This is a genomic window from Acinetobacter haemolyticus (assembly GCF_003323815.1).
Lineage (GTDB): Bacteria > Pseudomonadota > Gammaproteobacteria > Pseudomonadales > Moraxellaceae > Acinetobacter > Acinetobacter haemolyticus.
On the sequence record NZ_CP030880.1, the window covers coordinates 761,233 to 784,621 of the forward strand.

Here is a 23,389-nt window from a genome sequence, read left to right on the forward strand (position 1 = left end):
ATGCTAAAGATATCTAAGCAATTTTCACTGAAAAAAAGACTGATTTGGGGTACTTCACTTTTCAGTCTTTTGCTTGGATGTCTGCTGGTATTTACTGCTTATAAAATTGCATTGTATGAAGTTGATGAGATTCTAGACACGCAAATGCAGTATATGGCGGAACGATCTGTCACGCAGCCGATGACTACGATCGCCAGTAAAGTTGAGTTGCATCGTAGTTATCATGAGGAAGATTTGCTGGTTGATATTTGGGCATATAAAGATCGTAGTCATTTATCACATCATACCCATTTGCTTATTCCGCCGGTACAACAAGCAGGTTTTTATAGCCAAGAAACCCCTCAAGGTAAATGGCGAGTATATGCGATCCCTTCGAAAGACTATCAAATTCAAGTCAGTCAGCAAGAAAGTGTGCGTAAGAATTTTGCATGGGAATTGGCTGGGAGTATGTTTATTCCCTATGTGTTGCTTTTGCCATTTGCCATCATCATTCTCGCATTCATTATTAGTTTAAGTTTAAAACCTTTGGATGATTTCAAAGAAGAGTTAACACAGCGTGATTCAGATGGCCTAGCTCCGATTGATAGCGGTGAGTATCCACAAGAGTTGATACCGACCATTGAAGAAATGAATCATCTATTTGCGCGTATTCAGCATGCTCAAGCTGAACAAAAACAATTTATTGCAGATGCAGCACACGAACTCAGAACTCCTGTGACTGCATTAAATTTGCAGACGAAAATTCTGATGAGCCAATTACCAGAACAACAGTCCTTACAAAATTTAAGCAAGGGGTTGGCCCGTATTCAGCATTTGGTCACTCAATTATTGGCCTTAGCAAAGCAGGATGTTGGCCTAATGTTGGTGGAGCCGCATAGCCAATTTCGTTTAAATGATGTTGTATTGGACTGTATCGAGCAACTGGTTAGTTTGTCGATGCAAAAAGAAATTGATCTAGGATTTGAACGCAATGACATTGTTGAGATGCAAAGCCTTGAATCCACAGTACATTCGATTATATTTAATCTGATTGATAACGCGATTAAATACACCCCCAATCAAGGTATTATCAATATTTCTGTATATAGCGACGATAAAGATTTTGCCTGTATTCAAATTGAAGACAGTGGTACAGGGATCGATCCTGAAAAGTATGATGAGGTTCTTAAACGTTTTTATCGTGTCCATCATCATTTGGAAGTGGGTAGTGGCTTGGGATTGTCCATTGTTGATAAAGCTACGCAACGTTTGGGGGGAAGTTTAACCTTGGCTCAAAGTAAAGATTTGGGTGGATTATCCGTGACTGTTCGACTTCCCAAAACCCTTGAACGACATACTTAGTATCAGTTCTATCAAACATAAATTAAATGCTGGTATTTACTTCTGATTGTTCTTTTAAATAGCGTAAAAATAAAACACATTTTTGGATACGTTTTCCATCATTACCGACTCGGCTAACATTTAATTTTAGTACCCAATTTAAGCGCTTACCCACTTTACAGATATCACTATAAACTTGTGGCTCAGCTCTTAAAGCTTGGTAAAGTATGTGGCTTGCATCATTTAATTGTTCAAATTCAAAATGATAGGCAGTGGAAAATATAAACAATAGCCAGTCACGAACAAAGCAGTCGTGCAGACTTAATACATCTTGTGGATCTGTTTCAAAATCGATAAATGTGAATTGTTGTTTTTGATCAACCAAGATATTCCGAGCAAAGGCTTCACTTAAATATCCATTTTGTAGATGTATATTTGAGATTGCTTGAATCGCTTGGGTAAATAAAGAAAATCTTGCTTCAGGATAGTCTTTATAACCGCCTAAGGTTTGATCAAGCTGAGTAACGTGGCTTTTACGTTGTGAGCCAATATCTTCTAGTAATATACCTTGGTCAGAAATTGCTAAAATATTCGGCGTAGAAATACCAAGTTGTTTGAGTTGATTAATGCGGTTAAATTCACACTGGATTGCTTTGCTACCACCTTGATTTGGAACAGGCATGATTGCACCCAAATTGAAAATTTTGGCGAGCCATTTCAGGGGCGTGTATAACCATAAGCCATGACGTTCAGATGCTTTCTTTAACCATACTTTACCGGTGCTTAATTCATATGCTTGGATTGAATCTTGTTGAGTCGTAACTGTGGTATCTAAGAATTTTTGAAAGTCATCCATGTGCAGCTATTTATTCCTAAGTCATCATACTCATTTCAATGAGGACTCACTTTATCATATTGTGGCTTAATTACGGAATTGAAATATAGCGATGTGTGATGGCGAAAAGAAAATTAATGGCTTATATTTCAGCATAAAGCAACCACGTCGGCTGCTTTATGCTTGCGATGAACTTAATGCAAAATTTTATCCAGAAACTGCTGAGCACGCTCGCCGCGTGGTGTACCAAAGAACTCATCTTTGGAACAATCCTCAACAATTTTTCCTTGATCCATGAAAATAATACGATTCGCGACCTGACGAGCAAAACCCATTTCATGGGTAACACACATCATCGTCATCCCTTCCTTGGCAAGTCCAACCATCACGTCAAGCACTTCATTGATCATTTCAGGATCAAGTGCAGATGTAGGTTCATCAAACAACATCGCAATCGGATCCATACTCAACGCACGGGCAATCGCGACACGTTGTTGTTGCCCACCTGAAAGCTGTGCAGGGTATTTATTGGCTTGTGCACTTAGTCCAACGCGGTCGAGATAAGCCAAACCTTTCTTGTTCGCTTCTGCTTCTGAACGACCTAACACTTTAATCTGAGCAATGGTTAGATTTTCGGTAATACTGAGGTGAGGAAATAATTCAAAGTGTTGAAACACCATTCCGACTCGACTGCGTAATTTGGTCATATCGGTTTTGGAATCATGAATTGGTACACCATCTACAAAAATTTTACCCTGTTGAAATGGCTCAAGACCATTTACAGTTTTAATCAATGTCGATTTTCCTGAACCTGATGGACCGCAAACGACAACCACTTCACCTTGGCGGATTTGAGTAGAACAATCGGTCAGTACCTGAAATTTTTCATACCACTTACTGACATTTTGGAGGTCTATCATTACTTTATTGTCACTCATACACGTAACCTCCTTTGTAAACGTTTCACTGCAAATGTTGCGATGGCACTAACGGTAAAGTACACCAACCCTGCAAATAAAATATATTGGGTGAGTAAGCCCATTAGATCCCCACGGACATAGTTTGTTCTGAAAAAATCCAGCAAACCAATGGCATATACCATGGTGGAATCCTGAAATAGAATAATAGTTTGTTGAAGTAATAGCGGGGTCATTTTTCGAAATGCCTGAGGCAAGATTATCAGACGCATGGACTGACCATAACTCATGCCGAGAGCGGCCGCTGCGGCAACCTGACCTTTTGGAATCGATTGGATACCAGCACGCACAATTTCAGAAAAATAAGCAGCTTCAAATAACATGAATGCCACGATACTAGAGACTAAAGCAGTATCAATGGTCAGATATTTACCTGTGATAGAGGTGTAAATAAACGGTACCGCAAAATAAAACCACATCAGTACCAGCAGTAGTGGAATGGAGCGAAAGAGGTTCACATAAGCTTGTGCGATTAGGTTCAAGACTTTAATTGAAGATAAACGCATTAGCGCAAGCAGCGTACCAATAAAAATACCGCCAATTGTGGCAATCACGACCACTTTTATGGTGATGCTGAAACCGTGCCAAAGGGCAGGGCCAGATTGTTGTAAATCATTCAGAAAAGAAGTTAGCCATTCCATACTACTTACCTCCTGAAATTAGACCAGGAATACGCAGACGTTTTTCCAGTAGGTTCATTACAGAAATCAAGCAGATGTTGATGACGATAAAAATGATGGTGACAATGGTGTAAATTTCGATGGTATTTTGCGTGTATTCACTGATGGTTTTCATCTGTGAAATAATTTCCGCAACCCCGACAAGGGAAGCTACAGAGGTATTTTTTACACAGTTCGTTAACTCTGAACTCAATGGGGGTAAAATTGTACGGAAAGACTGTGGCAGAATCACATAGCGATACAGTTGTGCCGTAGAAAAGCCCATTGCATAGCCTGCATTGATTTGACCTTGGGGTAAGGCTTCAATGCCCGTTCTTACTTGTTCACAAACACGTGCAGCGGTAAATAGTCCGAGTCCGATACTGGCAGAAATCAATGCGGTGGTATTGGCACCAAGATCACTCATCCACCAGTTTTTAATTGGCGCAGGGAGAAAGTTTGGAACCACATAAAACCAGATAAATAACTGAATAAGTAAAGGTACATTCCTAAACAGCGTGACGTAGGCGGTGCCTATGGCTCTGGCTGTTTTATTTGGAAGTGTACGCATAATGCCAAGGATACTGCCGAGAAGCATGGCAATCGTCCACGCTACCACAGCAATAACCACCAGCCATCCTAGACCCGTTACAACCCAGTTTAAGTAAGTGGTATCGCCCACACCCGTTGATTGCCACAAAACTCCCCAGTTCCAGCTATAAGTCATAATAACTCCTGAGAAGAAGCGGGAGAACATCCATTGTTCCCCGGTTCCGCAATAATATTTTCGATATAAGTGATTGGGTTATTGATCCCGATCATGCGGATTGCTGATTAACGCTTTAAGTTGATCAGACATAGCAAAGTTCAGGTTAATATTTTTAGGTGGAATTGGTTGTTGGAACCATTTTTCGTACATTTGGTTAATTTCACCTGAAGCATAGGTGGCTTTAATGGCATCATCGACCACTTGTTTAAATCCGGTATCACCTTTGCGCAACATACAGCCATAAATTTCTTGGATAGGTGCAGTGCCCACAATGTCCCATTTATTCGGATCTTTGGCTTTTGATTTTTCACCTGCAAGTAAAATGTCATCCATCATGAACGCAACCGCACGACCATTTTGTAACATCAGGAATGATTCAGCATGATCTTTGGCTGAAATGATTTCACCAATGCCTAACTCTTGTTGATGTTGACGGATGTAGCGTTCTGAAGTCGTACCTGCGGTGGTCACCAGTTTTTTGCCTTTGAGGTCGGCAAAATCTTTAATTCCAGAATCTTTGGCTGTTAACAGTCGTGAACCAACTTCAAAGAAACCCACTGAGAAATCAACTTGTTGTTGGCGTTCTTTATTATTGGTGGTGGAACCACATTCCAGATCTACGGTACCGTTTGATACGAGGGGAATACGGTTTTGGCTGGTGACGAGGTTATAACGGATTTTCAGGTCAGGCATATTTAGTTTTTGCTTAACAGCCTCAACCACTTTCAGTTGTAGATCATGGGCATATCCTTCAGGCTGATTTGGATTGCCAGCAATATAAGAAAATGGAATAGAAGAATCGCGATAACCTAGCACGATCGTGCCAGAGCTCTTGATTTTATTTAAGGTACCTGAGGTAGAGACATCACCTTCAGTTGCTTTATCACCTGCGGCTGGGGCTTTATTATCACTACAGGCACTTAGGCCGAACATTAAAGCGCTTGCGCAAAGCAAAGAGGTCATGGTGTGTTTAGGTGTCATGTACAAAACTCCTTTTGTATCGTTATGGACGCATTCGTAATTGTTACTATTGAGCGGTCAGTTTTTATGAAAAATAATATCTTTTTTCATGTATAAAAATACATTAGTTTTCATATTAATAGACTTCAATACGGTTGCTCAAGCGATATTTTTTACGGTTTTGTTAAACGTAACTATGGATCAATCACGCAATTTAATAACGAACGAATTACAGTAAAAATTGCAGGAAAAAGAAAGCATAATACATGCCACAACTTGTATTTTTAGCGAGGATAAATTTCAGCGTAAATTTTAGGATGTAAAACCATAGATGACATTAGAACTAGGTTTCGTTCTAGATGTTATATGTCGTCAAAGATTAAAATAAGTACCGTGATTGATCGGTAATTCTTTAAATCCGTATCATCGTCGAAAAAAAAGCGGCTAGATTGCCGCTTTAAATAATTGAAAAATTAGAACATTGATTGCTCTGAGTTCGCTGAAATTTTATGAACAGATAGATCTGCACCACGGAATTCTTCTTCTTGAGATAAGCGAATACCTATAGTGAGCTTCAATAGACCATAGACGATGAAACCGCCGATTAAAGCCACACTGATACCCAATCCTGTACCGATTAATTGTGAAATAAAAGATACACCACCTAAACCGCCAAGTGCTTGTTGACCAAAAATACCTGCAACGATGGCGCCGAATGCACCGCAAATACCATGTAAAGGCCAAACACCAAGTACATCATCGACTTTGAGTTTATTTTGAGTATAAGTGAAGAAGTACACAAAAATCGCTCCTGCACTTGCACCAATCACTAATGCACCAATTGGATGCACAATATCGGAGCCTGCACAGATTGCCACAAGTCCTGCCAACGGGCCATTATGTAAGAAACCTGGGTCATTTTTACCCATGAAATTGGCTGCTAATGTACCACCCGCCATAGCCATGAGTGAGTTAATGGCGACGAGTCCTGAGATGGCCTCAACACGTTGCGCGCTCATTACATTAAAGCCAAACCAACCCACGATCAAAATCCATGAACCCAAAGCAAGGAAGGGAATAGATGATGGTGGATGAGCACTCACGCGTCCATCTTTATAGCGACCATTTCGTGCACCCAATAACAAGACTGCTGCAAGTGCGATCCAGCCACCCATCGCATGGACGACGACTGAGCCAGCAAAATCATGGAACGGGGCACCAAACTGATTTTCCAACCATGTTTGTACACCATAATTGCCATTCCAAATCATACCTTCAAAAAATGGGTAGATCAGTGCGACCAATAATAAAGTGGCCAATGCTTGTGAGCGCATCTTCGCGCGTTCTGCGATACCACCTGAAACAATCGCTGGAATTGCCGCTGCAAAGGTAAGTAAGAAGAAGCAACGCATGAGATCATAGCCATGATTGGCAGATAGCAATTCGCCAGTCACGAGGAAGTTTTGACCATAAGCGATCCAGTAGCCGACAAAGAAGTAGGCAATTGCAGAGATACAGAAGTCGGTCAGGATTTTACTAAGTGCATTGACTTGGTTCTTATGGCGTACTGTTCCTAGTTCGAGGAAAGCAAATCCAGCGTGCATAGAGAGGACGAGTACAGCACCAAGTAATAGAAAAAAGATATCTACGTTTTGCATAACATGCTCGATATAAGTGCTAAACCCAATTTTGGTGCAAATAAAACGATCATTTTTTGCACCAAAATGGATTTAATTCATCTAAAAACTAGAGCGATCTATAAAAAGCTCATTTTGATGCACTGAGATATGCAAAAAACGCACCAATTTAGAGGTAATATTTTATTTTTGATGAAAAGTAGTGCATTTTGGCTTTTGGGTAGAACCTTAAGCCATTATTTGATATTAACTGGAAAATGAGCATGCATTATGGTGTGACAGAGCTAGATGCTTCTAATTTATAAAGTTCATATCGTACTTAAGTGTAATAACGGGTTTAAAACAAACTGTAAATCATCTTTAATCAATACCAATAAGTTGATTTTTGAAATATCCAAGCATTGCAACATTAAAAGCTGAGTAAAGTAATGAATAGTATTATTCTGGCCCTGTTTCCTTTGGTGGCATTGATTGCATCAGGATATCTATTTAAAAAATATCATTTCCTGAGTCAAGATTTTTGGGCAGGTGCAGAAAAGCTAAATTACTATATTTTATTTCCTGCTTTATTATTCAATACCTTATCGACCACAAAGGTGGACTTTCAAAGTCTGAGTACAGCGATATTCGCTATGTTCTTTGTCGTGCTGCTCGTGACGGCTTTTATGTATGTATTGCGAATGTTTTGGAATATTCAACCTGCTCGTTTTGGTGTACATGTCCAGAGTTTGGTTCGTTTCAATACTTACATTGGTTTAGCGTTGGTTGCTTCTTTATTCCAAAAAGAAGGAATGGCGATTTTGGTGATTTTACTGGCGCTGTGTATTCCATTGGTCAATGTGATTTCAGTGCTGGCTTTAACCTCTAAAGAGCAGATGGCGGTTAAACCTGTTTTAATTGCGTTACTCAAGAATCCGTTGATTGTTTCTTGTATTGTGGGTGGAGTGGTTAACGTTTTAAATATTCCGATTTGGGATGGTCTTTCTGGTTTGATCAAGCTGTTTTCAGCATCAAGTTTGCCACTGGGTTTGTTATGTGTTGGCGCGGCTTTACAGTTTATGCAGATGAAAAAAGATATTGTGGTGTTAGTTGCGGATACATTTGCTCGACTTTTAGCAGTACCAGCTTTGGCATTTTTGGTCTGTACATGGTTAGGTTTGCCAAGCTTACAAACTCAAATTTTAGTGGTGTTTTTTGCTTTGCCAACGGCATCCGCTGCTTATATTTTAACGAAGGTCTTGGGCGGGGATAGTCAATTGATGGCTGCGGTGATTAGCTTTCAAACTTTATGTGCGGCTGTGACCCTGCCAATCGTGATTTGGTGGGTATCTTGAGCTATACATCGAGCGGCAAGTTACTCTTCATGCTTAAACATAAGGATTATTATTCTATACTTATAAAGAGTTAATTCCTTATTTGTCTTATTATTCAATTCTTCTTTTTCAGGTAGATGAACATGTCCTTTGATCTCAAAGTTAGTTTCAAACAAAGGTCAGAACCATCTGCACAGCAGAAAAAACTGAATCGTTTGATTGCTCAAATTGAACAGCAAAAAATCAGTCTTGCGACATGGAAAAATGCGCAAGACGAGATTCAACAACATACCCGACAAAAGTTAATGCCAGTCTACCGTGAACTACATGAGGTATTGTTTCTACAATTAGAGCAACTTTGGCAAATGTTGCAATCGCATACATTTTCCAAAACCGACTTACAACAACTCGATGAGAAAATCGCACAACTTGCCCGTATGTTGAAACGCTCACAAATGTTGGATGAAGAACAACTCAATCTTGTGAAGCAGATCGATACCTTTTATCAGCAACACGTACAACAATCTGTTAAAAAGCCTAAAAAAGCACAGTCTAAAAAGTTTGAGTATCAAGCATCATCTGAACAGAGCATCGAACAACATGTAGAACAAGCAAGCGAACTAGAAGACGACTTTGAGCAATATGCGGCGGATCAGCAACAGGCAAGAGAAAAAGCCAAACAGTTACGCCAACAACAGAAACGTGAACAAGCTGAGCAACTGGCAGCACAGTCACTTAAAACGGTGTATTTAAAAATTGCTGCGATGATTCATCCTGACCGTGAGCAAGATGAAACTAAGAAAGCAGAAAAAACCGAATTGTTTCAACAGTCGAGTCAGGCATATGAACAGCAGGATTTATTTTATTTGCTCAAACTTCAATTACAGCTTGAACAGAATAAAGGTGTAGGAACTAAAGAGCTTAGTACCGAGCAAGTGAAGTTTTATAAACTGGCGTTGGATGCACAAAGTCAGCAGCTTGAAAGTCAAATAGAAGAAATTTTGGATTCTTTTCAGTTAGCGAAGAAAGTCAAAGCTGAGCATCTGCATATTAGCGATGTGTATAAAGCGATAGATGCGGATCGTGCTGAGTTAAAGCAGCAAATGAAATGGGAAAAGGAACGTTTAAAGCATACGAAAAGGGTAAGTGGGGTGGAGATGTTGTTGGGGCATGGGGTGCTTTGATTTTCCCTCACCCCAACCCTCTCCCATAGGGAGAGGGAGTTACAAGTGATTATGTACCTGCATAAATTTATAATGAACGTTCCCTCTCCTTTTAGGAGAGGGCTAGGGAGAGGTAAAATAATAAATGAAACTAGACCCACAATTATTAGAATTCGCCAAAACCATGCGGAGTAATGCGACAGATGCCGAAAATCTGATGTGGCAATTGCTTCGTGCTAAACGATTTATGAATTTGAAATTCCGCCGTCAGCATGTGATTGCACCATATATTGTAGATTTTTACTGTCATGATTTAGGTTTGGTCATTGAGTTAGATGGTAGTCAGCACGGGACTAATGATGGAAAAGAATATGACGCTGAACGAACTAAATTTTTAGAGGTTAAAATGGAAATTTTCTAAATATTTATATCATGATGGTTTTATACATTTTAGTATTAGATAAAAAAATGTTTCTTTCGATTAAAATGAAAGAAACATTTAATAACGAAATCAGATAGTTATATTGGAAGTGGGTTTTAGCCTATCAAGAGTTATCCCAGTGGTTTTTTTAAGATTTCGTTTGATCTTATCAAGTTCAGAGGTTTTGCTAGGACAACGAGTTGTTACCGCGTATGCTCTTTTATTGTTACACAAATAATCAGGATGATTTTGCTTAAGATATTTATGAGTAGCTTCTATTTGAAGAACAGCTTTATCTAAGTCCTCACCTTTTAATTCAATAAAAATAGTTTCTTTTAAAGTTAACTGCTGAGTATTACAGGTATTGTGTGTAGGGCAGGCTGACATAGGATTAGTCTCTCGACTTTTGCATGAATGCTCATATATCTTATATAGCCAATCACATCTATTTCCTGTATTGATAAGGCCGCCATCAATTTTTACCTCACAAATGTAATAGTTTTTATTATGAAGTGAGTATGAGGATTTATTCTCTTTTTGAGAGAAAATTTTTTTACATGAACAAGATTCGTAAGTAGACATAAAAATTAATCTTCAGTTTCAAATTCTAATAATTGATTATAAATATCAGATGCATGACTAGAAGCTTTATCTAGTTCATCAGAATCTATAATTGAAAACTCTTCATCTATTATGGAAGTTAAAATACCATTTTCAATTTTATATGCAGATATATTGTTAATATCTATAGGAGAAGTAGATGGTAGAATTTTATCAAAATCTTCTAAAGATAATAACTCTCTTTTTATGAGATCTTGAGCATATAGATAATTGTTAAGTTCACTTAATATATATGGGCTATGTGTTGTGATAAAGAAATTTTGTCCTTTATTGTTTAGAAAGGATAAAAGTTTCATTATATTTGCTTGGGATGTAGGAAAAAGGTGAGCTTCTGGTTCTTCAATAAAAGTGAAGGTATTTCTGCTAAAAATACTTAAAACAGCTAATGTTTGTAGCATCGGGAGAGCTTCTTGTTGTCCTGAAGATGCCTGAATAAGTTCAATTGATTGGTTCTCATTAACAATAAAACATTTTTCTTCCTTTAAGACAATATCCCCATTTAATATTTGTTTTGAGAACTCAAGAGGAAATGAATCTTGAATAGCATCTAAATGTCGATTATACATTGACCTAAAGCTTTCATATAATTTTCCAAATTCCATTAAAAAGGGGTCTAAATTGCTAGCAGAACTTAATATAGAAAATAAATTTTCGTAGAATAATGAAAAAAATGCGCGTGAAGCGGGTATAAAATGACTAGTAGGCATTAAATGTAAAAAATTAGAATCATTAAGTAACTTGCCAATATGCCTGCGATATATGAAGTTCTTGGGTAAGATGTTTAAAACCTCATCATCATCATCATTTTGTTTTATATACTCTTTATCAATACTTTCTTTAATAATATTAAATTGTTCGGTTATTTTCTTGTAATCGTCGATTAAATTTTTGGAAAAAGTAAATTCCAACCCATTATCATTCTTTATGATAATAGAAACATTATGTATTTTATAAATGATTTCAAAACTCTGAGATTTCCAAGCATATTCAGGAAAAATAGAAATAAATTTGCTTTTTACTTCTCTATTTAAGATTTCAAAATCAGCCCCTTTAAGTAGATGAGATCTAATTAGATTTTCTAAGTTTTTAACTAAATATAGAGTTTTTGCAAGTACACTCTTCCCAGTACCTTGAGAGCCAATGATAATGTTAATTTTTTTAACATCAAGATTTGCTTCTTTGATAACTAAGAAGTTTTTTACAACTAAAGTTTCCATATAACCTTTATATGTAAGAAGACTATAACGCCAATCTAAACGGAAAGAGAGTTATAGTCTATAGATTTATTATTACAAATTAAAGCGCAGCAATCTGCTCCATACTTGCTTTAATTTTACTTAACTGATCAGCAAACTCAGCCAATTTAACCTTTTCACCTTCAACTACTGCTGCTGGTGCTTTAGCGACAAAACCTTCGTTAGAAAGTTTATTGGCAATTTGATCATGTTGCTTTTGAACCTTATCCAAGTCCTTCTGCAAACGACCCAATTCAGCTTTAGGATCAATCAAGCCTTTCATCGGTACAAATACAGATGCATGGCTTACAACGCTAGAGCATGAAAGAGGTGGCTCTTGCTCATTGGTCAAGAACTCAATGCTTTCAACTTTTGCGAGTGCTTTGAACAAAGCTTCGATACGAATGATTTGCTCGCGTTCTGCATCAGAAATGTTCTTGAGCAATACAGGCAATAAACGCGCATTACCTAAGCCCATTTCACCACGAATATTACGTACTGCACCGATCAAACCTTGTAACCATTGCATATCTGCTTCAGCTTGATCATTGATCTTCGCTTGTTCAGGAACAGGGTATTGTGCAGTCATAATCGTTGCACCACCTTTGCCTAACATCGGCGCAAGGGTTTGCCAGATTTCTTCTGTCAAATACGGCATGAGTGGATGTGCTAAACGTAGTGAAGATTCCATCACGGCAAGCAATACACGACGAACTTCAGCTTTACGCTCTTCAGATACATTCGCATCATTCAGAACAGGCTTGGTTAACTCTACGTACCAGTCACAGTATTCATTCCAAATAAAATCATAGATCGCTTGTGCTGCAAGGTCTAAACGATATGTTGCAAATGCTTGATGTACCGCAGCTTCTGCTTTTTGCAAACGGCTGATGATCCACTGTTCTGGAAGTTCCCAAAGATCAGGACGTGCTTCTTGACCAACAGTTTGACCTTCAACATTCATCAGAACGAAACGAGTTGCGTTCCAAATCTTGTTACAGAAGTTACGGTAGCCTTCAACACGTTTTAAGTCGAACTTGATGTCACGACCTGTATTTGCAAGCGCACAGAAGGTGAAACGTACTGCATCTGTGCCATAAGCATTGATGCCGTCTGGGAATTCTTTACGCGTTGATTTCTCAATCTTCGCAGCATCTTTCGGATTCATTAAGCCCGTGGTGCGTTTCGCAACGAGGCTTTCTAAATCAATACCGTCGATCAAATCTAATGGATCAAGGACGTTACCCTTAGATTTCGACATTTTCTGACCTTCACCATCACGTACTAAGCCGTGAACGTAAACCGTCTTGAATGGAACTTGTGGTGAACCATCTTCATTCTTCATGAAGTGCATGGTCATCATGATCATGCGCGCAACCCAGAAGAAGATAATGTCAAAACCAGTCACCAACACATCTGTTGGGTGGAAGGTTTTAAGGAAATCATTCGCTGCATCTTTTTGTGCGTCGCCAGTCCAACCCAATGTTGAGAATGTCCACAGCGCAGATGAGAACCATGTGTCCAAAACGTCTTCGTCTTGTTTAAGTTCTACGTCAGCAGCGATGTTGTTCTTGCTACGAACTTCTTCTTCGTTGCGACCCACGTAAATGTTGCCTTCTGCATCATACCAAGCAGGGATACGGTGACCCCACCAGAGTTGACGAGAGATACACCAATCTTGAATATCACGCATCCAAGACATATACATGTTGGTGTATTGCTCAGGAACAAACTTGATACGACCATCTTGAACCGCTTCAATTGCAGGCTCAGCAAGTGGCGCAATTTTCACATACCATTGGTCTGTCAATAATGGTTCAACGATCACACCTGAACGGTCACCGCGTGGTGCTTTTAAGTCATAAGGTTGGATTTGATCTAACCAGCCTTCAGCTTCCGCTTGTTCAACCAATTTCTTACGTGCTGCAAAACGCTCTAAACCGATATAGTCAGCAGGTGCAGGAAGCAATTGTGAAATTTGCTCACCGGCTTTAGCGATGTATTCAAACTCGGCCAAAACTTCTGCATTTTTGTTGAAGATATTGATAATCGCTAGACCACAACGTTTACCTACTTCATAGTCATTGAAGTCATGCGCAGGCGTGATTTTTACACAGCCTGTACCGAAGTCTTTTTCAACGTATTCATCTGCAACAACTGGGACTAAACGACCTGTGATCGGTAGAACAATGTTTTTACCGATAAGGTGTGCATAGCGTTCATCTTCAGGATGTACTGCAACGGCAGTATCGCCCAATAATGTTTCAGGACGTGTCGTTGCAACCACAAGGTAGTCATTGCCATCTTTGGTTTTAAGCGATTTGTCTTCAAAGAAATATTTGAAGTGCCACAACGAGCCTTTTTCTTCTTTGCTTTCAACTTCAAGATCAGAAAGGGCAGTTTGTAGTTTTGGATCCCAGTTCACCAAACGCTTACCACGATAGATCAAACCATCTTCGTGAAGTTTAACAAACACTTCTTTCACCGCATTGGATAAACCTTCATCCATCGTGAAGCGTTCACGTGACCAGTCGACTGATGAGCCTAAACGACGGATTTGACGTGTAATTGTTCCGCCTGATTGTTCTTTCCATTCCCAAACTTTGTCGATGAACTTTTCACGACCTAAGTCATGACGGTTAATCCCCTGTAGCCCAAGTTGACGCTCGACGACCATCTGCGTTGCAATCCCTGCATGGTCAGTTCCTGGTTGCCATAAGGTATTTTTACCCATCATACGGTTGTAACGGGTGAGGGCATCCATAATGGCATTGTTAAAGCCATGACCCATGTGCAAGCTACCCGTGACGTTTGGTGGTGGAATCATGATACAGAATGATTCACCTTGACCTGATGGTTTGAAATAACCCTGTTGTTCCCAGATTTGATACCATTTTTTCTCGATCTCAGTTGGATCGTAAGTCGTTGCGATATTTTGAGCAGATTGAGCGTCAGTCATAGTACAGAAGATCAAAAATGAATAAAAAATTGCATCTATTGTAGCAAAAATCTATCGAATCTGTTGGCATTTCACCGCTGGCAAAGCGTATCTGCTTAAATAATTTTACAAAGTTTAAATAAGCCGACGAAATGCGTTGGTTTTTTGATAATAAAAAGTTAAATTTATGTGTATTGGATCACATAATTAAATAATGTTGATGCATAAAACAACAAAATAACAATGCTAAAACTAAGAAAAGGATGATTTCAATGAGCTATTCAATCCTATTAAAAATTAATACGACGACCTATAGCCAGTTTGAGGCGATACGCCAACGATTAAATACAGGGAGTGATGAAAATCAATCGCGTGTGTTGGGTGAGGTGTTATCTGAAATCGCTTGCGATATTGTGGAACAAGTTTTTTCAGTACTGTTGATCCAAAATCGAAAACCAACCCATTTAACTCAGAAATACACCGTAGAATCAGAAAAAATCATTCAACAAATTATTGCTGCAGTTCGAAAATACATGCCGTGGTCGATTGCATTATTTGGCAATGAACGTTTATGTCCATTCGTCAATTATTTTTCCAATATGATTAAATATCATGATGAACAAGTATATGTATCGTATCCCATTGATCATCATTTGGTCCAACAAGCACATGCTTTGGTTGAGCAATTAAAAAATAATGAAACTCAAGACATGATGGATGTATTTCAAACACTGATTCAAATCGTGGATTTGGGGGTCACCAATCTGATTCGTGAACCGAAAAAATGTCTTAATTTTAATCGTGTAGTCGATAAAACACTCAATGGTGTCATCAATCTCACTGCAAATTTAAGTTATAAGCGACTTGAAAAAATGGGCGAGCAAGTGGATACAGGGGCTGCTACAGCGTGCGTTAACCATTTTTTGGCATTTATGCATACAGAACCGAATTAGGTTGTGCTACATTCATGAAGTAAAAGCCAAAATGATAGAATAGATTTTTACTTTTAAATTTGAAAAAGGCTTGTTTTGACAAGTCTTTTTTATTTACGGAACTCAAAGAATTAAGGTTGTGAGGATGAAGACCGCTGTTTATTTAAGTATTCATGCAGATACTTATGCAAGATTTGCGCATATTCGAACGCAATTATTGCAGGGTAATAAAGAAAGTCAGGCCAATGCGTTGGGTAATGTATTGTCTGAAATGGCTTGTGAGGTGATTGAACAAGTTTTTATGGTGTTACTACAAGAAAACCAACAGCATTCAAAAACAGGCGAGTCTGAAAAAGTGATTCAGCAGATTCTAGAGGCGATTCGCAAATATATGCCTTGGTCTGTATCCTTTTTTGGAAATGACCGTCTCATTCCACTGGTTGAATACTTATCCAAAACGTTGCAAATCGAAGATGATCATATTTACATGACTTATCCAGTAGAGTCGCAACTCGCTCAGCAGGTTACGGCATCTGCACAAAAATTAGCTGTGGGTAATCAACAAGAAATTCAGCACGCACTCAAACTTTTAACAGAGGTAATTGATGTTGGGGTAACCCATCTGATTCGAGAGCCGAAAAAATGTTTAAAATTTAACTTTGTCGTTGATAAAACCTTAAATGGCGTGATCAATATGACAACGCATCTTGGTTACAAGCGCTTAGAAAAATTAGGCACTCAACTTGATCAACAGATGGCATCGACTTATGTTGATTATTTTCTAAAGTTTATGCGCCAGCAAGCATAGGTAGGGAAAAATATGGCAAAGCTAAAAAGTCTTGAAAATAAAATAGTTTGGATCACCGGTGCATCTTCTGGTTTGGGCAAAGCTTTGGCTCGTGAATGCGCATTACAAGGTGCTCAGGTGGTCTTAACTTCACGCCGTTATGATGAATTGGAGTCAGTGCGCGTCGGTTTATTTAAGCCAGAACAACATATTTCGATTGCTGCCGATATTACCGATGAATCACAAGTTCGACATGCGTATGAGCAAGTATTGGCATGTAAGGGACGCATCGACTGGTTGATCAATAATGCAGGTTTAAGTCAGCGTGCTTTGATCCAAGATACAACGATGCAAACAGAACGTGCCATCATGGAGGTGGATTACTTTTCACAAGTGTTTCTGACCAAAACGGTGCTCCCGACTTTCCTGAAACAGAAATCAGGTCGAGTGGTATTTGTTTCGAGTGTTGCTGGACTATTAGGGACACAATATCGAGCCAGTTATTCTGCGGCAAAAGCTGCGATTCATATGTGGGCGAATAGTCTGCGTGCCGAAGTTGCAAAACAGGGGGTACAGGTTTCTGTGGTGTTCCCAGGTTTTGTGAAAACCAATGTTTCCTTTAATGCGTTAAATGGAGAAGGAAAGCCACAAGGGCATCAAGATGAAGCGATTGAGAATGGATTAGACGCTGATATTTTTGCAGAGCGCGTGGTTGCATCATTGATGGCGGGAGAGGAATACATTGTCGTTGGTGGTAAAAAAGAGCAACTCGGTGTGTTCGTCTCTCGTTTATCCCCAAGTTTGCTATATAAAATGATCCGTAAGAGTAAAGTGAAGTAGTGGGGAGAATAGGTTGAAAATGAAAGGTGATGCCAATGAGACACATTCACTCATAAAAAAGCGTGTATCACTTCTCTCAATTATTCTTTATCTGTTATTTGCTGTCCCGGTGAGTATTTTTATTGCTGGGTTGGTTGCGCTGTTATTGGTGACGATAAACAATGTCTCTAATTTTGAAGGGGCGAGTGGATATGCGTGGATTGGATGGCTCATGATCATCGCACCTTTGATTTATATACTGTGCTTAATTACATTGCCGATCTTGATAAAGAAATATCCAAAAGCATTGTCCGTAATGAATTGGATATTTGCCGCCTTGTCTCTATGTTTGATTTTTTCTTTAACCCTCATGTAATAACTCAGACAAGTCTAGAATAAAATCCCAAGCATAAAGAGCAAGGCGGTTTTTGACGGCAAGGCGTATTATTGTGGCTCTACAATCACCGTTCCATAAGCAAATACTTCAACCATGCCACCTTGCATGCCCATTTCAGTAGTACTTAAACGTACCCCTAAAATTTGATGGCCACCTATGGCTTTCGCTTGTTGCTTCAAACGTACAATCGCTTCTCGGCGTGCACGTTCAACGATACTTTCATAACTGGTTAAGCGACCACCTAAAATATTTTTAATTGATGCAAGGATGAATTTAAAATAATCATGTGAGATCACGACATTACTGCTAATTAAGTGTCCTGGATGTTCACTACTTGCAAAGCGGCGACTATCGATGTGGATATCTGCCAATAGACGTTCATTTTCGTCCAGTTCTCTTAAGTGTTTTTGTTCGTTATAACGACCAAATCCCCAGCCTACAGAGAATAAAATGAGAAAAATGACAATCTGAAAAATTAAGCCATCCATTTGGTATTCCTATGAACTAAATGGATCTGGGAGTTTGGGTGCGATCGGTTGCACCACGACAGCGGTGCCGTAGACAAATAACTCAGATGCACCTTGTGTAATACTCGATGTTGAGAAACGAATACCAACGACTGCATTTGCACCTAGACTTTGTGCTTTATCGATCATGCGTTGCATGGCTTCTTGGCGAGATTCTTCTAACAGTTCGGTATACGCAGTTAATTCGCCACCAACAATGTTTTTTAAGCCCGCGAGAAAATCGCGTCCGACATGTTTACTGCGTACTGTGCTGCCATAAACGACGTCGAGTTGGCGTAAGATCGTATGACCGGGTACAGATTCTAAATTGCTCAATAACATTATTTTTTTGACCATTAAAAATTCTTTTTGAAGATAAGAAATATTGACTCAACTTGCAATAAAAAAAGCTCACTGATTTGCAGTGAGCTTTTTTAGAAAATAACCGAAAGGCTATTTGCTACTTGTTGTAGTACTTTTCAGAACTTGAAGGTTGAAGTGTGACTGTTTCATTGGTTGATGCTTTTAAACCACCGCCCAGTGTTTTGTACAGTTCAATTTGATTGTTCTGTTCAGCTTGTTGCAATAACAATAAACCTTGTTCTGCTGCGTATGCTGATCGTTGCGCATCCAGTACAGTCAAATAACTATCAATCCCAGCACGGAATCGTGCATTTGAAAGTTTATAAGTTGTATTGGTGGCTTCAACCAAACGTTGTTGTGCTGCAAGACGTTCACCAATGTTAGCGCGTGTTGCAAGGGCATCGTTCACTTCACGGAAAGCAGATTGCACAGACTTTTCATAGTTAGACAATGCAATTTTCTGATCAGTTTCAGAGATTTTGACATTGGCACGACGTGTACCCCAGTCAAAAATTGGCATATCAAGGCTTGGCCCGATTGACCACATGCTATTTGCAGACTTAAATAAATCACTTAAATCAGTTGAGGCGTAGCCAGCAGTACCTGTCAAGCTAATGCTTGGGAACAACTGTGCTTTTGCCGCACCAATATTGGCGCCGGCAGCACTTAATTGATATTCGGCTGCTTTGACATCTGGACGGTTGTTCAGTAAGTCACTTGGCAAACCAGTAGCAAATACATTCTGCTGAGTAACACGTTTAACAGGTTGCACAGGCAACAAGTTTTGCGGTACAGGTTGACCTACTAGAAGATTCAGTAAGTTTGCTGCTTGTGCAATTTGTGTCTTGTAATTTGCAACGTCATTGCGTGCTGTTTCAACTGAGATCTGAGCCTGACGTAACGGAACTTCACTGTCGATACCAACATCAAAGCGTCGTTTGTTCAGATTATAAGACTCTTGTTGCGCTTTAAAGGTTTGCTCAGCAAGTTTTAAGTTCGCTGTTGCAAATGAATAATTTAACCAAGCTTGAGTGACTTGACTAATCAAACTGATTTGCGTCGAATCACGTGCACTTTGAGTGGCTAGATAATTATCTAAAGCTGCATCTTTTAGGCTGCGCACGCGACCCCAAAAATCAAGCTCATAAGCAGTGACACCCAAACCTACTTGATAAGTTGAATATGGGTTGTTTGGATCACGTGTAGGTGTAACCTGACGAATCGCACTGCCACTCGCACCAATCGTTGGAAGCTGATTGTTTTCAGTAATTCGATACTGTTGTTGAGCACGTTCAATATTGAGCGCTGCAGTACGCAGATCACGGTTATTGGTCAATGCTAAATCAATCACTTCGATTAAACGAGGATCGGAAAAGAACTGTTTATAACCTTGTTCTGCGATAGAAGGACCAGAAGCGCTGTTATATGCATAGCTTTCTGGAATATCGGTTTTCACGACCGGTTCTGGGCCGCGCATGCTTTGACATGCAGTCAAAGCAAGCGCAAGTGCAGATACCGCAATGCTACGACCTGAAATAGACCATACTGTTTGCATCACGATTTATGCTCCTGAATGTTTATAGTTTTTGGTTTGTACTTAAAGATACTACGAATCCACACGAAGAATACAGGGATGAAGAAAATACCTAGAAGTGTTGAAGAGAGTACACCACCCAATACACCGTAACCTACTGAATGCTGACTACCAGCACCTGCACCAGAAGATAATGCAAGTGGCAGTACACCAAAGCCGAAGGCAAGTGTGGTCATGATAATTGGACGTAGACGCATTTTTGCTGCGTGCAATGTTGCTTCTAGTAACTCTTCACCTTGTTCTTGCAAGTCTTTTGCAAACTCTACAATCAAGATCGCATTCTTAGCCGATAGACCAATTACAGCAATGATTGCCACTTGGAAGTAGATGTTATTTGAAAGATTTGGATCATCCTTCAGTACCATACCAAAGTAAGTTAAGAGAATCGCACCGATAATACCAAGTGGAACCACAAGTAAGACAGAGAACGGGATAGACCAGCTTTCATATAATGCTGCTAAGCATAAGAATACGATCAATAAAGAAAGCGCATAAAGGAATGGCGCTTGAGCACCAGACTCACGTTCTTCGAGAGATAAGCCTGTCCATTCATAATCGAAACCTTGTAAGCCCATTGATGGAAGTTTCGCAATAATTTCTTCCATGGCTTTCATCGAGTCACCAGAGCTTGTTCCTGGTGCTGGTGTACCTTGAATGTTCACCGATGACACGCCGTTATAACGTTCAAGACGAGGAGAACCATAGGTCCATTTACCTGTTGCAAACGCAGAGAACGGAACCATTTCACCTACATTGTTACGCACATACCACTTGTTTAAGTCTTCAGGCATCATACGGCTATCCGCTTCACCTTGAACATAAACTTTCTTCACACGACCACGATCGATAAAGTCATTAATATATGAACCACCCCACGCCATGCTCATGGTGCTGTTGATGTCAGCAATGCTAACACCCATTGCACCCGCTTGTGCTTGGTCGATCATAATTTGATATTGCGGTGTATCTTCTTGACCATTTGGACGCACGCCAACCAGTCGTTTGTCTTGAGATGCTAAACCTAAAATTGTATTACGTGCAGCAATCAGTTTTTCGTGACCTTGACCCGCTGAGTCTTTCAACTGTAGGTTGAAACCAGCAGTGACACCCAATTCAGGCATTGCTGGAAGCTGTAATGGCATGATGTATGATGCGTCTTTGACGATCATATTGAGTGCCATACCACGTTGAATCAATGCGCCAATTTGCGTTTCCGCAGTGGTACGATCCTTCCAGTCTTTTAGCTTAATAAAGCCGATACCTGCATTTTGACCAATCCCTGTAAATGAGAAGCCTGATACAGTAAAGATTGATTCAACAGTATCTTCTTCCTTCATAAAGAAGTTGGTCATGGTATCAATAACTTTATCGGTACGATCAAGCGTTGCATTTGGCGGTAGTTGTACTAATGTCATGACAACACCCTGATCTTCTTCTGGTAGGAATGAAGAAGGGAGTTTTTGGAACATGAACACCAATAAACCAATCACAACGGCATAGAGCACACCTGAAAAGATTTTGGCTTTTAACATACGACTTACGCCGTTCTGATAGCCATGCGATACGCGGTCAAAGCTATGGTTAAACCATCTAAAGAAGCGAGCAAAAATACTGTTACTCGGTGCTTTATTTGGATCATGCTGTTTTAACAATGTTGCACAAAGAGCAGGGGTAAAGGTGAGCGCAACGATCAATGATAGAACCATTGCCGTAACGAGCGTGATCGAGAACTGACGATAAATTACCCCAGTCGTACCACTAAAAAATGCCATCGGTACGAATACCGCACTTAATACACTGGTGATACCAATTAGTGCACCAGAGATTTGTTTCATGGATTTTTCAGTTGATGTGACAGGATCAGTATGCTCTTCAGTCATTACACGTTCGACGTTCTCAACCACAACAATCGCGTCATCGACCAGTAGACCAATCGCCAGCACCATTGCAAACATGGTTAAAGTATTGATCGAGAATCCAAAAATGTTAATCACTGCAAATGTACCGAGTACAACCACAGGGATCGCCAACGTTGGAATAATTGTCGCACGCCAGTTCTGTAAGAACAGGAACATCACGATGAATACCAAAATCACCGCTTCAATCAGTGTGTGTACAACACTTTCGATTGAGAGCTTGATAAATGGTGTGGTGTCATATGCCAGTTTGTCTTCAAGACCTGCTGGGTAATTCTTACGTAATTCAGTTAAACGCTCTTCAACAGCAGCAGCGGTATCAAGTGCATTGGAACCTGTTGCCATCTTGATCGCAAGACCACCAGCAGGTTTACCATTAAACATAGAGTTAAATGCATAAGTATCTGAACCCAGCTCTACTCGAGCAACGTCCTTTAAGCGAACTTCAGCACCAGAAGCTGTGTTTTTTAAGAAGATATTTTTAAACTGTTCAGGCGTTTGCAATAAGCTTTGCGCATTCACCGTAGCATTGATCACTTGATCTTTTACCGCAGGTGCACCACCGAGCTGACCAACAGCAACTTGAGAGTTTTGAGCTTGTAATGCACGAGCAACATCACTTGGTGTAAGTTGATAGTTGGTCAGTTTTGCTGGATCAAGCCAAATACGCATCGCATAAGAACCACCAAAGACTTGGACTTCACCAACACCAGCAACACGACTAATCGGTTCTTTGATTGATGAGTTTACATAGTCTTTAATGTCAGAGTCAGACATGCTGTTATCTGGTGAATAAAATGCAAGAACTTGTAAGAAACTTGCACCAGATTTAGTAACAGTTACACCTTGACGTTGTACATCTTCAGGCAAAAGCGCTGTTGCGGATTGCAATTTATTTTGTACTTGAACTTGTGCAATATCAGGATCGATACCTTGCTCAAAGTTAAGCTCGATCGATGCTTGACCATTACCAGAACTGTTTGATGAAATATAACGTAAACCATCTAGACCATTCATCTGTTGTTCAATGATCTGGGTTACGGTGTTTTCAACAGTTTCAGCTGATGCACCCGGATAAGTTGCAGAAATCGTAACGGTTGGCGGAGCAATCGTTGGATACTGGGCAATAGGCATCTTTGACAAGGTTAATATCCCTGCCAACATGATGACTAATGCGATCACCCACGCAAATATGGGGCGATGGATAAAAAATTGAGCCATTCAATG

The 23,389-nt window shown here is 39.7% G+C and carries 20 protein-coding genes and 1 pseudogene; 8 read left to right on the forward strand and 13 right to left on the reverse strand.

The features are described 5' to 3' along the window. Positions 1-1,341, forward strand: a complete 1,341-nt coding sequence (locus DS737_RS03575; protein WP_113996784.1) for a sensor histidine kinase — start codon at positions 1-3, stop codon at positions 1,339-1,341. A gap of 22 nt (positions 1,342-1,363) precedes the next feature. On the opposite strand, the gene DS737_RS03580 is transcribed toward DS737_RS03575, so the two are convergent. The 6 genes from DS737_RS03580 to DS737_RS03605 form a co-directional block, all read right to left on the reverse strand. Further along, positions 1,364-2,176 (reverse strand): BUD32 family EKC/KEOPS complex subunit, encoded by an 813-nt coding sequence (locus tag DS737_RS03580; RefSeq protein ID WP_113996785.1) that lies wholly within the window; start codon positions 2,174-2,176, stop codon positions 1,364-1,366. Between the two features lie 173 nt (positions 2,177-2,349). Further along, entirely contained in the window at positions 2,350-3,075 is a 726-nt protein-coding gene (locus DS737_RS03585; protein ID WP_171055809.1) for an amino acid ABC transporter ATP-binding protein, read from the reverse strand. 14 nt (positions 3,076-3,089) lie between these two features. Next, positions 3,090-3,773: an ABC transporter permease subunit gene (locus DS737_RS03590; protein ID WP_004640466.1), complete on the reverse strand. Its 684-nt coding sequence runs from the start codon at positions 3,771-3,773 to the stop codon at positions 3,090-3,092. A gap of 1 nt (position 3,774) precedes the next feature. Continuing rightward, complete coding sequence (locus DS737_RS03595) at positions 3,775-4,518, reverse strand: amino acid ABC transporter permease (protein WP_113996786.1); 744 nt, start codon at positions 4,516-4,518, stop codon at positions 3,775-3,777. A 78-nt stretch (positions 4,519-4,596) separates the two neighbouring features. After that, entirely contained in the window at positions 4,597-5,541 is a 945-nt protein-coding gene (locus DS737_RS03600) for a transporter substrate-binding domain-containing protein (protein WP_113996787.1), read from the reverse strand. A gap of 452 nt (positions 5,542-5,993) precedes the next feature. Further along, on the reverse strand, positions 5,994-7,178 hold the full coding sequence (locus DS737_RS03605) for an ammonium transporter (RefSeq protein WP_005089390.1): 1,185 nt from the start codon (positions 7,176-7,178) through the stop codon (positions 5,994-5,996). 407 nt (positions 7,179-7,585) lie between these two features. Between DS737_RS03605 and DS737_RS03610 the strand changes: the two genes are divergently transcribed. From DS737_RS03610 to DS737_RS03620, 3 genes and pseudogenes are all read left to right on the forward strand, one after another. Next, entirely contained in the window at positions 7,586-8,491 is a 906-nt protein-coding gene (locus tag DS737_RS03610) for an AEC family transporter (RefSeq protein WP_113996788.1), read from the forward strand. Between the two features lie 122 nt (positions 8,492-8,613). Further along, positions 8,614-9,654, forward strand: coding sequence for a coiled-coil domain-containing protein (locus DS737_RS03615; RefSeq protein WP_113996789.1), 1,041 nt, complete (start codon positions 8,614-8,616; stop codon positions 9,652-9,654). A gap of 124 nt (positions 9,655-9,778) precedes the next feature. Continuing rightward, a pseudogene (locus DS737_RS03620) lies at positions 9,779-10,033 on the forward strand (endonuclease domain-containing protein); the annotation flags it as partial. 111 nt (positions 10,034-10,144) lie between these two features. Here the strand turns inward: DS737_RS03620 and DS737_RS15975 are convergent. From DS737_RS15975 to DS737_RS03635, 3 genes are all read right to left on the reverse strand, one after another. Further along, positions 10,145-10,636 (reverse strand): hypothetical protein, encoded by a 492-nt coding sequence (locus tag DS737_RS15975; protein WP_162784519.1) that lies wholly within the window; start codon positions 10,634-10,636, stop codon positions 10,145-10,147. 5 nt (positions 10,637-10,641) lie between these two features. Next, the gene (locus DS737_RS03630; protein WP_113996791.1) at positions 10,642-11,892 is read right to left on the reverse strand and encodes an AAA family ATPase; all 1,251 of its coding nucleotides are present in this window, start codon (positions 11,890-11,892) and stop codon (positions 10,642-10,644) included. A gap of 79 nt (positions 11,893-11,971) precedes the next feature. Next, positions 11,972-14,869 (reverse strand): valine--tRNA ligase, encoded by a 2,898-nt coding sequence (locus DS737_RS03635; protein ID WP_113996792.1) that lies wholly within the window; start codon positions 14,867-14,869, stop codon positions 11,972-11,974. A 251-nt stretch (positions 14,870-15,120) separates the two neighbouring features. Here DS737_RS03635 and DS737_RS03640 point away from each other — a divergent pair, with 251 nt between their 5' ends. From DS737_RS03640 to DS737_RS03655, 4 genes are all read left to right on the forward strand, one after another. Beyond that, positions 15,121-15,801, forward strand: a complete 681-nt coding sequence (locus tag DS737_RS03640) for a hypothetical protein (RefSeq protein ID WP_017394992.1) — start codon at positions 15,121-15,123, stop codon at positions 15,799-15,801. Between the two features lie 124 nt (positions 15,802-15,925). Beyond that, complete coding sequence (locus DS737_RS03645; protein WP_100833928.1) at positions 15,926-16,588, forward strand: hypothetical protein; 663 nt, start codon at positions 15,926-15,928, stop codon at positions 16,586-16,588. A gap of 12 nt (positions 16,589-16,600) precedes the next feature. Beyond that, positions 16,601-17,407 (forward strand): SDR family NAD(P)-dependent oxidoreductase, encoded by an 807-nt coding sequence (locus DS737_RS03650; protein ID WP_113996793.1) that lies wholly within the window; start codon positions 16,601-16,603, stop codon positions 17,405-17,407. A gap of 19 nt (positions 17,408-17,426) precedes the next feature. Further along, positions 17,427-17,762, forward strand: a complete 336-nt coding sequence (locus tag DS737_RS03655) for a hypothetical protein (RefSeq protein ID WP_113996794.1) — start codon at positions 17,427-17,429, stop codon at positions 17,760-17,762. Between the two features lie 68 nt (positions 17,763-17,830). On the opposite strand, the gene DS737_RS03660 is transcribed toward DS737_RS03655, so the two are convergent. The 4 genes from DS737_RS03660 to adeJ all read right to left on the reverse strand — a co-directional run bounded on the left by DS737_RS03660 (position 17,831) and on the right by adeJ (position 23,383). Continuing rightward, positions 17,831-18,271: a YbjQ family protein gene (locus DS737_RS03660; protein WP_113996795.1), complete on the reverse strand. Its 441-nt coding sequence runs from the start codon at positions 18,269-18,271 to the stop codon at positions 17,831-17,833. Between the two features lie 9 nt (positions 18,272-18,280). Further along, positions 18,281-18,631 (reverse strand): YbjQ family protein, encoded by a 351-nt coding sequence (locus DS737_RS03665; RefSeq protein ID WP_005083051.1) that lies wholly within the window; start codon positions 18,629-18,631, stop codon positions 18,281-18,283. Between the two features lie 118 nt (positions 18,632-18,749). Then, positions 18,750-20,207 (reverse strand): multidrug efflux RND transporter AdeIJK outer membrane channel subunit AdeK, encoded by a 1,458-nt coding sequence (gene adeK, locus DS737_RS03670; protein ID WP_113996797.1) that lies wholly within the window; start codon positions 20,205-20,207, stop codon positions 18,750-18,752. Then, positions 20,207-23,383 carry a multidrug efflux RND transporter permease subunit AdeJ gene (adeJ, locus tag DS737_RS03675; RefSeq protein WP_004640435.1) on the reverse strand — a complete coding sequence of 1,059 codons (3,177 nt, stop codon included), beginning with the start codon at positions 23,381-23,383 and terminating at the stop codon, positions 20,207-20,209. Before adeJ ends, adeK begins: the two co-directional genes overlap by 1 nt. Between the last annotated feature and the right edge of the window lie 6 nt (positions 23,384-23,389).